The 12,822-nt window shown below is 55.0% G+C and carries 11 protein-coding genes; 2 read left to right on the top strand and 9 right to left on the bottom strand.

Going from position 1 to position 12,822, the window contains the following annotated elements; translation table 11 throughout:
- Positions 1–90: 90 nt before the first annotated feature.
- The 9 genes from PT279_RS04660 to PT279_RS04700 all read right to left on the bottom strand — a co-directional run bounded on the left by PT279_RS04660 (position 91) and on the right by PT279_RS04700 (position 9,558).
- Positions 91–1,077, bottom strand: a complete 987-nt coding sequence (locus PT279_RS04660) for a phosphatidate cytidylyltransferase (RefSeq protein ID WP_277166003.1) — start codon at positions 1,075–1,077, stop codon at positions 91–93.
- Positions 1,078–1,158: 81 nt separating this feature from the next.
- Positions 1,159–1,713, bottom strand: coding sequence for a ribosome recycling factor (gene frr / locus PT279_RS04665; protein ID WP_277166005.1), 555 nt, complete (start codon positions 1,711–1,713; stop codon positions 1,159–1,161).
- Between the two features lie 105 nt (positions 1,714–1,818).
- Positions 1,819–2,568: a UMP kinase gene (gene pyrH, locus PT279_RS04670; protein WP_277166007.1), complete on the bottom strand. Its 750-nt coding sequence runs from the start codon at positions 2,566–2,568 to the stop codon at positions 1,819–1,821.
- A 290-nt stretch (positions 2,569–2,858) separates the two neighbouring features.
- Entirely contained in the window at positions 2,859–3,710 is an 852-nt protein-coding gene (tsf, locus tag PT279_RS04675; RefSeq protein ID WP_277166009.1) for a translation elongation factor Ts, read from the bottom strand.
- A 98-nt stretch (positions 3,711–3,808) separates the two neighbouring features.
- Entirely contained in the window at positions 3,809–4,666 is an 858-nt protein-coding gene (rpsB, locus tag PT279_RS04680; protein ID WP_277166011.1) for a 30S ribosomal protein S2, read from the bottom strand.
- A gap of 384 nt (positions 4,667–5,050) precedes the next feature.
- Positions 5,051–5,533 (bottom strand): peptide deformylase, encoded by a 483-nt coding sequence (def, locus tag PT279_RS04685; protein ID WP_277166013.1) that lies wholly within the window; start codon positions 5,531–5,533, stop codon positions 5,051–5,053.
- Positions 5,534–5,564: 31 nt separating this feature from the next.
- Positions 5,565–7,610 (bottom strand): AMP-dependent synthetase/ligase, encoded by a 2,046-nt coding sequence (locus PT279_RS04690; RefSeq protein WP_277166015.1) that lies wholly within the window; start codon positions 7,608–7,610, stop codon positions 5,565–5,567.
- A gap of 80 nt (positions 7,611–7,690) precedes the next feature.
- On the bottom strand, positions 7,691–8,197 hold the full coding sequence (locus PT279_RS04695) for an Rv3235 family protein (RefSeq protein ID WP_277166017.1): 507 nt from the start codon (positions 8,195–8,197) through the stop codon (positions 7,691–7,693).
- Positions 8,198–8,433: 236 nt separating this feature from the next.
- Positions 8,434–9,558, bottom strand: coding sequence for a GuaB3 family IMP dehydrogenase-related protein (locus PT279_RS04700; protein ID WP_277166019.1), 1,125 nt, complete (start codon positions 9,556–9,558; stop codon positions 8,434–8,436).
- Between the two features lie 147 nt (positions 9,559–9,705).
- Here PT279_RS04700 and PT279_RS04705 point away from each other — a divergent pair, with 147 nt between their 5' ends.
- Positions 9,706–10,929 (top strand): NADP-dependent isocitrate dehydrogenase, encoded by a 1,224-nt coding sequence (locus PT279_RS04705; protein WP_277166021.1) that lies wholly within the window; start codon positions 9,706–9,708, stop codon positions 10,927–10,929.
- Positions 10,930–11,053: 124 nt separating this feature from the next.
- A complete protein-coding gene (locus PT279_RS04710; protein WP_277166023.1) occupies positions 11,054–12,688 on the top strand; it encodes a hypothetical protein in 1,635 nt (544 codons plus the stop codon).
- Positions 12,689–12,822: the final 134 nt, after the last annotated feature.

A 12,822-nucleotide genomic window follows, 5' to 3' on the forward strand; every position in this document is an offset into this window, starting at 1 on the left:
AATAAGCCGGATACTTTTACCTATACCGGTTAATACTGTAAGAAATTTCTATAAAAATTTTCGTTTTGAAAAGTTGAGGCTGACCGAAGCCTACATTCCAGTAGCCCACAACAACACGGTGAAGAATGGGGCGCAAAGAAGGATGGAATCGACACGGTCAATGACCCCGCCGTGACCCTTCAGAAGATGGCCCATATCCTTCAATCCCATGTCGCGCTTGAGCATCGAGGCGCACAGATCACCGAACGTGCCGATGACACCGACCATCACGCCGGTGACAATGGGCACCCACCAACGCGTCGCCCACAGGTTCGGATAGGTAATCGCGAAAATGACGAAAGCACCAACCATGGCGAAAAGTACGGAGCCGCAAAGTCCTTCGACGGATTTCTTTGGTGAAATGCGCGGTGAAAGCTTGTGTTTGCCGAGGAACGCACCAAAGAAAAGCCCACCGGTATCGGAAAGAGCGGGCAAGAAGACCACCATGATTGCATGGGCCACCGGATGGCCGTTGAACGTCTCAGGAAGAATGATGCACGACGCCAACACCAGGATGTAAAGCACGAGGAACACCGAAACCGCAACGTTGTCGATGCTGCTTTCGCCGGTTTTGCTGTTGGCCGCCACAGAGTCCGAAGTTTTCTCAACGTCCTGTGCGGCAGCAAGCTTGCCTTCGATGGCACCGGCAAGCCGTTTGCCTACGTTGTGGCGGACGTTGGCCGCAATGGCCACAGCAACAGTGGAAACCGTGATGCCCACCCCTGCAGCCAGCACATGGTTCGGAACATAATATATTGACAGCAACGTGCCTGCACAGCACAGCCACAGCACAACCAATGGAATGTAAAGATGTACTGTGGCAAAGGAAACATGCAGCTCGCGAAGGGCAAGCACAAGGAAAACGGCGATCAGCAGGATATAGAGATCGATCCTGATGAGCAGACATGCCAAGATAAGGGCGATAAGAAACACGGCTGTGGCAACGGCCTGAGGCATATTGCGCCCGGTCTTTTTATTGATGTCGTTGAGCGCGGCGTTCACCTCGTCGCCTGCCTCGTGCCGTTGTTTGCTGGTCATTTCCTTTTCTTTCATGCTTGTCTGATGGATTTATCGCGCGGCTTCCAGAACAATCTTTGAAAAGACGCGCAAAATGCCGAATCAGACTTCCATGATCTCCTTTTCCTTGGCTTCCAGAAGCTGGTCGATGGTCTCGCTAGTTTCCTTGGTCACCTTGTCGAGATCCTTTTGCAGGCGGTCGCCCTGGTCCTCGCCCATGTCGCCGTCTTTGACCGATTTGTCGATGGCTTCCTTGGCCTTGCGACGGATGTTGCGTACCGCGACCTTGCCGTCCTCGGCCTTGCCCTTGGCAAGTTTGACATATTCCTTGCGACGGTCTTCGGTGAGTTCCGGCATGGTCAGATGAATCACGTTGCCGTCACGGCGGGTGCTGCCGCCGAGGTCGGAGTCACGGATGGCCTTTTCGACAGCGTTAGCCTGTGAACCGTCGAATGGAGTGATGGAAAGGGTACGGGGTTCGGGCACACCGATGGAGGCTACGGCCTTAATCGGCGTAGGGGCTCCATAATAGTCAACGACGAGACCGTTCAAGAGCGCCGGGTTGGCACGGCCAGTGCGGATTCCGGAGAAGTTCTCCTTGGTGGCTTCCACGGACTTCTTCATCTGTTCCTTGGCTTGTTCTACGGGGTTTGCCATGTTGCTCTCCTTTTATGGCTCGCGATGCGAGTCTTTGGTTGTTACGTGTTCGGCTATAACCGATTATCTATTATTGAAACCATCACGGAAATGACGCTCAATGAATTATTGAGCGATTTCCGATTCAAGATTCGAAACGAGTGTGCCGATGGGCTCGCCGACCAAAGCCTTGGTGACATTGCCGGCCTCTTCCAGACCGAAAACACGGATATGTTGGTCATTTTCGCGGGCCATGGAAAGCGCCGCAGCGTCCATGACGGCGAGGTTGTCGACCAACGCACGCTGATAGCTCAAGGTCTTGAACCGTTTGGCATTGGAATCCTTACGGGGATCTGCGGTATAGATTCCATCCACTCCGTTTTTGCCCATCAGCACAGCGTCGCAATGAATCTCCAACGAACGCTGGATGGAGACCGTGTCGGTGGAGAAGTACGGCATGCCTGCGCCGGCACCGAAAATGACCACTCTTCCCTTTTCGAGGTGACGGATGGCCTTCAGCGGAATATACGGCTCAGCGACCTGGCCCATGGTGATGGCGGTCTGCACGCGGGTAGCCTGGCCTTCCTGCTCGAGGAAGTCCTGCAAAGCGAGGCAGTTCATGACTGTGCCGAGCATACCCATGTAATCGCCTCGGCTGCGTTCGATGCCGGCCTGCTGAAGTTCTGCTCCACGGAAGAAGTTGCCGCCGCCGACGACGATGGCAACTTCGACGCCTTGTTCGACCGCCTTATGGATTTCCTGAGCGATACGACGAATGACCGACGTATCGATACCGATTTGACCGCCTCCGAAAGCTTCTCCTGAAAGCTTCAGCAACACTCGTCGAGCTGTATCGTCCTTGCCATCTTTAGTCATCAGTGGCCTCTCTATCCTTGTCTGGCGGCACATTACTGACTAACAGGTTATCTGTTCACAACGACAGCAAATTTGAGGGCGTACACACTTGCCAAATTGGTTTCGAGCGTCACCTGGTCTTTATCGACACGTTATGCTGCAAGCTATCGGATTATAAAATGATTGGCTGATTCGCCGATTGACTATTCGGCAATATCAAACCAACCGATAGCAAAATACAAAATGTTGGCCGGTACCCGAAGATACCAGCCAACATTTCATATCAAATCAAAACCGCGAAAAGCGAACAATCACTCCTCTTCGCCCTTGCCGACCTCAATACGCGCAAAGGCGAGCAGCTCGCCGCCGGCCTGCTTGAAGAGGTCGCCGACGGACTTGGAAGTGTCCTTGACATATTCCTGCTCGAGCAGCACATTCTCCTTGTAGAAAGCGTTCATGCGGCCTTCCACGATCTTGGGGATGATCTTCTCGGGCTTGCCTTCAGCCTGGGACTTCTCGGTGGCCACGCGACGCTCGGATTCGACGACATCGGTCGGAACGTCCTCGCGCTTGAGCCACTTGGCGCCCATGGCGGAAATCTGCAGAGCGGCCTCGTGAGCGACAGCGGCACCCTTCTCGTCGGTGGCGACGATGGCGACGATGCTCGGCGGCATCTCGGCGGACTTCTTGTGCGCGTAGATCTCGACCTTCGGGCCTTCGACCTTGGCTACCTGACCGACCTTGACATGCTCACCAAAGAGAGCCGCGGCCTCTTCCACGGTCTCCTTGACGGTGCCGTCGGCAGACTTGGCTGCAAGAACCTCGTCAGCGTTGCTCGCGCCTGCCTTGATGGCGTCATCGAGCACGCCATCGGCGAACGCGACGAACTTCGGGGTTTTCGCCACAAAGTCGGTCTCGGAATTGAGTTCGACGGCATAGCCTGCCTGGCCGTCCTCGGTGTCGACCACACGGGAGGCGATGGTGCCTTCCTGGGCGGTGCGGCCCTCACGCTTGCCTGCGGCCTGAATGCCCTTGGCGCGGATGATTTCCTTGGCGCGTGCCACGTCGCCTTCGGCTTCGGTGAGCGCCTTCTTGACGTCCATCATGCCGGCGCCGGTGTCTTCACGGACCTGCTTGATCAAAGCTGCTGTAATTGCTGCCATGTATATCTCCTTGAAAAATGTTCTAATCGGTAATCAATGCACCAAAGGCGGCGCGGAAGCCAGAAGTTTCCGACACCGCCTTTTGCACGTGATATTGCTCAGGCCTTGGCCTCTTCGACCTTGGTTTCCTCAACCTTGGCTTCGGCAGGGCTGGTCTCGGCGGTGGCGGTTGCGTCGTCAGCAGGCTTCTCGTTGTCCTTGAGCAAGTCCTTCTCCCAAGCGGCCATCGGCTGCTCGGACTTGTCTTCGGTCTTCTCGGCCTTGCCGCTGCGCTCAAGCAGGCCGTCAGCGACGGCGTCCGCCATGAGGCTGGTCAGCAGCTCGATGCCGCGGATGGCGTCATCGTTGGCCGGAATCGGATAATCCACGAGGTCAGGATCGGTGTTGGTGTCGACGATGGCGACGACCGGGATGCTCAGCTTGTGGGCTTCCTCGACGGCCAGCGCTTCCTTGTTGATGTCGACGACGAACATGGCCGAAGGCGTGCGGGTCATGTTGCGAATGCCGCCGAGCTGCTTCTCCAGCTTGTTCTTCTCGCGCTGCAGGAGCAGGAGCTCCTTCTTGGTGAGACCAGAACCGTGGACGTCTGTGAAGTCCATCTCTTCGAGTTCCTTCAGGCGCGCAACGCGCTTGGAGACGGTCTGGAAGTTGGTGAGCATGCCACCGAGCCAACGCTCGGAAACGTACGGCATGTTGACGCGGGTGGCCTGGGTAGCGATGGCTTCCTGGGCCTGCTTCTTCGTGCCGACGAAGAGCACGGTGCCGTTATGCGCGACGGTCTGCTTGATGAAATCGTAGGCCTTGTCGATCAGGTCAAGCGATTTGAAGAGATTGATGATGTGGATGCCGTTGCGCTCCATCAGGATGTACTGCTTCATCTTGGGGTTCCAGCGACGGGTCTGATGGCCGAAGTGCAGTCCTGCCTTCAGCATTTCGCTCATAGTGATCTGAGCCATGATAATGCTACCTTTCAGTCGGTTATTGCCTGGCCATGCGTACCTGCGTGCAATATCATCGCCGAAGGCGAATCAATCGACCGACACAGTCCGTCACGTGCATGACGCGAATTTGTGTGTTTGATTGACAATATTTGTTGGATTTTCTCGGCAACGTGACCGCTTCGGAATCCGCTTAACACACCATTATTTAAAATAGCACAAACGTGGTATAAAAGGCGGTTCTTCGGTATCCGCGTAACCTGGCAGGTATCCGGGCTTGAAAACCAAGTAATAGCCGGGTTACTCGATAGACGATTCTTCGATAAAAAAAGTTGTTCAGACACCAACGTTTCATCGATATCCGAACAACTCATAACGTTCATCACCGTTTGAAGGCTGGACTCATTGTCCCTCGCGCATGCGGCGCATGGCTTCCCGACGTTCCTCTTTTTCAAGACGATCGAGATAGATGTGACCATCGAGATGGTCCGTTTCATGCTGGAGCATACGTCCCATGATGCCCGTACCCTCCACCACGATGGTCTTGCCGTCAAGATCGATACCGCGAACGCGTGCATAGTCGGCACGCCGGGTCTTGTACCAGAGCTTCGGAACTGAAAGGCAGCCTTCGTCGCCGTACTGCTCTCCTCTGGTCTCTTCGATGACCGGATTCAGGACATAGCCGAGTTTGCCGTCTATGTTGTAGGAGAAGGCGCGCAGACTGATACCGATCTGATTGGCGGAAAGCCCTGCACGACCTGGGTCGTCAACCGTGTCCAGCAGGTCCTGCACCATGTTGCGTACAGCTGGGGTTATTTCGCGAATCGGTTCGCATGGGGTCCTCAACACCGGATCGGGCACAACCCTTATTTCTCGTAACGCCAATGCACTGCTCCTCTTGATGCTTTTGAACGGCTTACTTTTCGGACGGAGAGTCGTTTCCCTGAGCGTCATCATGAGGAGCGTCCTTCCAAGGGTCTTCACCCTCACGCTCCGCTTCGTGCTCAGCAAGATGAACTCCGACATTCTGCTTGGCTTGTTCGTATGCCTCGCGGACCTTCGGGGTCATTGCGTCCGTGGCCTGCCGGGCCTTCTCGGCGGTCTTGTCGATAAAGCCCGCAGCAGCCGACGGCGCCGGCTTGACCCGCGTCTTAGGAGTATAGACCTTTGTATTGATGAGATCGGCATAGTGCTTCAAGACCTCACCGCGCACGACCTTCATACTTGGGGTCAGCATACCGTTTTCCTGGGTGAATTCGTCTTCGACGATGACGAACTTGCGCACGGATTCCGCACGCGAGACCGAACTGTTGGCCTGGTCGATGTACTGCTGGACGTATGCACGGACGGCGTCGTTCTGGCAGATTTCGGCCATAGGCATGTTCTCATCCATACCGTTGTTGGCCAGCCAGGAACGCGCCATTTCGGAGTCGAGCTCGATAAGCGCGGCGATGAAGGGACGGCCATCGCCGATGACCACAGCGTGGGAGACGATCGGGCAGGTGCCGATGGTGTCTTCCATCGGGGCGGGACTGACATTCTTGCCACCGGCGGTGATGATGATGTCTTTCTTGCGGCCGGTGATGTAGACAAAACCGTCGTCGTCGATCTGCGCGATATCGCCGGAATGCACCCATCCGCCCGGCTCCTTGGCCTCGGCGGTGAGCTCGGGCTGCTTGTAGTAGCCAAGGAAGACATCTTCGCCATTGATCAAAAGTTCGTCGTCGTCGGCCAGTTTGACGGCGATGCCGGTGCCTGGGCGTCCGACGGCTCCGACCTTATTGAAGTCCTGGAAACTGACGATGCAGGGGGCGGCGGTTTCGGTCATGCCGTAGCCCTGGATGAAGGTGATGCCGTCCATGCCATTGAAGAAGTGTGCCAAGTCCGCGTTCATCGGAGCACCGCCGCAGGCGACGTACTTCAGGTTCGGGCCCAAAGCGCTGCGTACCGAGGCGCCGACGGTCTTCATATAGAACTTGTGCTTCAGCTGTTCGGACAAGCTGTGACCGCGGCCTTCCTGCTGATCCTTGGACCACTTGACAAAATGATTGAACGCCATGTTGAACACGCGTCCCTGCAGTCCGGATCCAGCCTTTTGCGAGGCCGCATTGTAGACCTTCTCGAATACGCGCGGAACACCGAGCAGATAGGTCGGTTTGAAAGTGCGTAGATCGGCCAACAGATGCTTGGCGCTTGGCGTATAGCCCACAACGCCTTTGGCTCCGATGGCGACATACTGGATGTAGCGAGCGAAGCAGTGGGCCAACGGCAGGAAGAGCAGCAGCCTGCTTGGCTGGAAGAGCATGTCATCGAGCACTGCCCACCCGATGAAAACCGTCGAAACGAAATTACGATGCGAAAGCATCACGCCTTTCGGCGCACCGGTGGATCCGGAAGTATAGACGATGGTCAGCATGTCATCGGCGCGGACGCGCGAAATGGCTTCCTCAAGCTCTTCATCGCTGACGGAAGTGCCGAAATCGGCGACCGCCTCCAAGCCGTCCTCCTGAAGGTTGAAAACGTACTTGAGTCCCTCGCGTTCACGTCGGAATTCCTCGAGCGTCTGGGTATGCTCGACGTCTCCTCCGAAAGCGACAATCGGATCGACATCCTCGACGATGCCTTTGGCCTGCTTGGGCGAATCCGTCTCATAAATCGGCACACTCACCGCACCGATGGCGGCGCAGGCGAAGTCAACCACTCCCCATTCGTAACTGGTGGCGGCATAGATGACGACCATGCTTCCGGCCTTGGCTCCCAGTCCTATAAGCCCCTTGGCGACCTTACGCACGCGGTCAAGCATTTGGCCGGCTGTGACGGTGTGCCACTGCTGGCTATCTTCATCGAGCCATTCGGCTATTGGCCCGTCCGGATCTTTCCCGGCTCTTTTGGACAGCAGGGAGTAGATGGTGTCCTTATCGGTGGTTTTGGTGACAGGATCCAAATAGAATTCTCGCAACATAGGTCTAACTATACGCAACCGTAACCCCAATACTACGTTAGCGTAACTTCCGGCAACTCGGAATAACGTTTTATGATGGCTCAGCCGAGGTCGGCGGTTGTGCAAATCCAACGTGATCCGCTGCGTTTGAACACCAAAGTGACCCAATAAGTCGATTTGCCTACGGCAAGGCGCAGCACCGTTTCGGTGATATCCGGACTGACCAACGTGGTATACACCAGCATCGGAACCGCGGGAAGATAGCACAACTTCTCCTTGAGCTCCTGATGCGTGCGCAAATGGTTTTGCAAAAGATACGACATCGTTTCAAGACGTTGGAGGCAGGGGCCGCTCAGGATATGCTGAAGACTTTGCGGAGGTGTACGCCCTCGTATCATATCAAGACACATACAGGCGAGCCTGCAGGAAGCGAGGCTGAATTTCTGGCATTCGGCCTCGCTCAACGTTCCCGGATAGCAGCGCGAAATATGGTAGGGAACCGGACGGTTCGACAATTCGATTCGGATGAATCCATCGTATGTCGGCAGTCCGGAACGATGTCCGAATGTCATCTTTTGGGGCTGCTCCTGCATCTGCATGTTCATCATTGAACCTCCATTTACTGTTCACATTCACTCTCCAGAGCAACAGATATTGAAGGCTTTGTCAAGGAAGAAGAAGCTATTTTGGCAAAAATCAAGATTATTTAGGATTTTTGAAGAAAACCTTGAATCACAAATGATGATATGGAACATAAACGGATGATTTGAATGCAAAAGCGGACTACCCGGTCACATAGATAGTCCGCTTAAGAAAACGACTTGGTTACTGGCTCGATCAGCAATCAGCCAAGATGCGAGAGTGTAACCGCCACATCGCAGTGTTGGAAATTCTTCAGATCGACATAACCGGTCGATGCCATCGCGCGGCGCAACGCACCGATGAAGTTGACCGTCCCATCGGCGTTGTGGCTGGGCCCGAAAAGAATCTGCTGCAAAGGAGCGACCGTACCGACTTTCGTGCGCTTTCCACGAGGAAGCGAGGAATGACGGGCCTCGGCACCCCAATGCGTACCCTTACCCGGCGCCTCATCAGCACGAGCGAGGGGCGCGCCAAGCATCACTGCGTCCGCACCCATGGCCAGGGCCTTGACGAACGAGCCTGATGTGCCCATGCCGCCGTCGGCGATGATCTGCACATAACGACCACCGGATTCGTCCATATAGTCACGACGGGCTTCTGCGACATCGGCAATCGCCGTGGCCAGCGGGGCATGGACGCCGATGGTGGTGCATGTGGCGGAAACCGCTCCGCCGCCGAAACCGACAAGCACGCCGGCGGCACCGGTACGCATGAGATGAAGGGCGGCTGTATAGCTGGCCGCTCCCCCGACAATGACGGGAACATCAAGGTCATAGATGAATTTCTTCAAGTTCAACGGTTCATGGCTTTGCGAAACATGCTCGGCCGAAACCGCCGTACCACGGATGACGAAGAGATCGACTCCCGCATCGATGACGGTCGAATAGAACTCCTGCGTAAGCTGAGGCGAAAGCGCACCCGCAACAGTGACACCCGCGTCACGGATCTCATGCAGTCGTCTAGTAATCAGTTCCGGTTTGATCGGTTCCGCGTATATCTCCTGCAGACGAGCCGTAGCGGTGTCTTCGTCAAGCTCGCCGATCTCATCAAGCAGCGGCTGAGGATCCTCATAACGTGTCCACAGGCCCTCAAGATCGAGCACACCGAGGGCACCAAGTTTGCCCATGGCAATCGCCGTGGCGGGGCTGGTCACGGAATCCATGGGAGCGGAAAGCACCGGGACGTCGAACTGGTAGGCATCAATCTGCCAGGCCGTCGATACGTCCTTCGGATCACGTGTCCTGCGAGAAGGAACAATTGCGATATCATCCAATGAATAGGCCAGACGGCCTTTCTTACCCAAACCGATTTCAATTTCCTGAGTCATGATTTCAAGATTACTGCCCATACGTGACGAGCGAATGTGCTCCAAAAGCGTGCCGAACAGGCATCTCGCCAGTCAATCAAAGCAACACCAATGACATATTTTGGCGTGATAATGGTCAATAATCATATTGACAAAGAAAGGGCAAGCATGGAAAAAATCAAGGTCAAAGGGACCATCGCCGAACTCGATGGCGACGAGATGACCAGAGTGATCTGGAAAGACATCAAGAACCGTCTTATCCTGCCCTATCTCGACGTCAATCTTGATTATTACGACCTCGGCATCGAAAACCGCGACGCCACCGACGATCAGGTCACCATTGACGCGGCCAACGCCATCAAGAAACACCATGTGGGCGTCAAATGCGCCACCATCACGCCCGACGAAGCTCGTGTCAAGGAATTCAACCTGAAAAAGATGTGGAAATCGCCGAACGGCACCATCCGCAACATTCTCGGCGGTACGATCTTCCGTGAACCCATCGTCATCTCCAACATTCCTCGGCTGGTTCCCGGATGGAAGAAACCGATTGTGGTCGCCAGGCACGCTTTCGGCGACCAGTACAAAGCCACCGATTTCAAGGTCGGCAAGCCGGGACGACTGACCGTCACCTTCACCCCTGCCGATGGCAGCGAGCCCATCGAACATGTCGTTTACGACTACCCCGGTGCCGGCGTGGCCCAAGTACAATACAATCTTGACGATTCCATCCGCGGCTTCGCCCGGGCCTGTTTCAACTACGGGCTCATGCGGCACTATCCGGTCTATCTTTCCACCAAAAACACGATTCTCAAGGCTTACGACGGTGAATTCAAGGACATTTTCGCCGAAGTCTACGAAACCGAATACAAAGACCGTTTTGAAAAAGAAGGACTCACTTACGAGCACCGTCTGATCGACGATATGGTGGCCAGTACGATGAAGTGGCACGGCGGCTATATCTGGGCCTGCAAGAACTATGACGGCGATGTGCAGTCCGACTCCGTGGCACAGGGATTCGGCTCGTTGGGGCTGATGACCTCGGTGCTGATGACACCCGACGGGCAGACGGTTGAAGCAGAGGCCGCGCACGGCACCGTGACACGCCACTATCGACGCTGGCTTAAGGGCGAGAAGACCTCGACCAACCCGATCGCCTCGATTTACGCGTGGACCGGCGGACTCAAGCAGCGTGCCAAACTCGACGAGACGCCAGAAGTCCAGCGTTTTGCCGAAACCCTGGAACGGGTTATCATCAGAACCGTGGAAAGCGGAAAGATGACGAAGGATCTGGCCATGCTTATCGGCCCGGACCAGCCTTGGCTCGATACGGAGGGCTTCATGGATGCCCTGGACGAGGGTCTGAACAAGGAATTGGGCCAATCACGTTAAGTCAAAGGCTTCATTCAGTGCCGTCGCATATCGTCCTGATTATCCATGCGATGCCACTTTCATATTGGCCTCAGACTATTATCGATTTTGGTTAATTCGAAGTACATATAAAGAAGGATGACTTATGACGACGCGCGGCAAGCACCCCTTGGCACGTTTTCTGGCTTTTGCCACAGCTCTGGTTCTTACGACGGCATCGGCCGCTTGTGGCAACGGGGGTCAGGATACGGAGACCACCTCTATTGACACCGACAAGGTGTCGGCGAGCTCTGCGGTATCTAAAAGCAACGTCGTGATTTTCACCCCATCCGACGGCATTTCCATTTCTTCGCACACTCCGCTGAACAAATGGGCCAAGTTCGTCCCCGCCATCACGAAATCGTTGACCGATTCAGGCTTTCAGTCCAAAAATATCAAGGTGAAGACAGACGGCAATCTCACCAAGCAGAGTGATGATGTTCAGGACTACTTGGTCAACCAACTTTCCACGGCTTCCAGTGATGTCAACCATCACACCACGCTGATTGTCGCCCCTGCAATTTCCGGGAACAAGGGCAATGAGCAATACGGTGATTACGTTACGAATCCGGACGATGCGCCGGCATACGACACCGAAAAGCCGTCGAATGCAACCAATACCGCCGCCAACGGAGACACCGGTTCCAAGTCCTCTTCCTCGGCAGACAAAACGACGCAAGCACAAAACGAAGACAACAAGGACAAGACCGACAAAAACGACGAGGCCACGGCCAGCAAACGCCTGGCGAAAACTCTGAAGCTGGCCAAAAAAGCTGGAGCCCATACCATCATTCTCGCCAATCCGCTGGCCGGATTCACCCCTGACCTTTTTGTGAGCATGTCGACCCCGCGTCAGATTGGTGCATTGCAAGCCCAGCAGCTGGTCTCGAAACTTGCCTTGGAAAAAACAACCAAGATGCATCCCAAGTCGGTCGAGGTCATGATTCCTGTCGGAGAAGAGGAAGATTCGACCACCGCTACGACCGACGCCTTCGCACAGGAAGCCTTTGCGGGAATATGGGATGTATTGCAGCCCTATTTCAAGGACGGCCGAGCCGTCAGCCCGTCAAAGAAGCTCACTTCAACCACAACCAGCAAGGACTGGGAATCCGTCTGTTTCAAGGCCACCAAAACGGCAGAGGTAAAGAACGAACTGGATGCCAGACTTACCGACTCATCCAAGGGCAGCAAGCCGCTCCACATCGACGGCATCCTCACCATGAACGATTTCGTTTCGTCGGCGGTGGTCGATGAACTGACCAGCCTCAAATATACTGGCACTGCCGCAGATATCAATCCCGAGATCGAGGTGTCCGGTATCGTCGGGACGTTGACTGGCAAACACAATCTCGATAAGATCGCACCCCCGAAGCCGAAGGACAGCAAGGAAAACGGCACCGAAGACGAAACGCAATCACAATCTGGCAGTGAAGGTGATATGGCTTGGCCGATTATCACCGGTTATGGCGCCTATGCCGATATGATGCCTGACGTGGTCAACGGCAAGCAATGGATGACAGGTATGGAAAATATCCAAAAACTGTCAGGAGACATCGCCGGCGCGACAACAACGATCGAGGCGGGGAAGAACGTCACGGAACTTTCCTATGTCAAGACGACAACAATCAACGGCACAAAGATGGACACTATTCACGAGAAGCCGATGGCCATCAGTGCAGGCAACCTCAAGCATCTGCTGATCGAACCCGGATACATTTCACTGGCGGATGCAGGATTGTAGTGGGGATTGATTGCCGCCCCTCGGATTTCCGGCTCATAAGGTGACGAGAAGAACATTCCCTAGCGAAATGTTCTTCTCGTCACCTTATCTCTTTTGAACATGGACTTCTGGATTCATGAGAAACAGACCTTCAT

This window comes from Bifidobacterium sp. ESL0784, assembly GCF_029433295.1.
Lineage (GTDB): Bacteria > Actinomycetota > Actinomycetes > Actinomycetales > Bifidobacteriaceae > Bifidobacterium.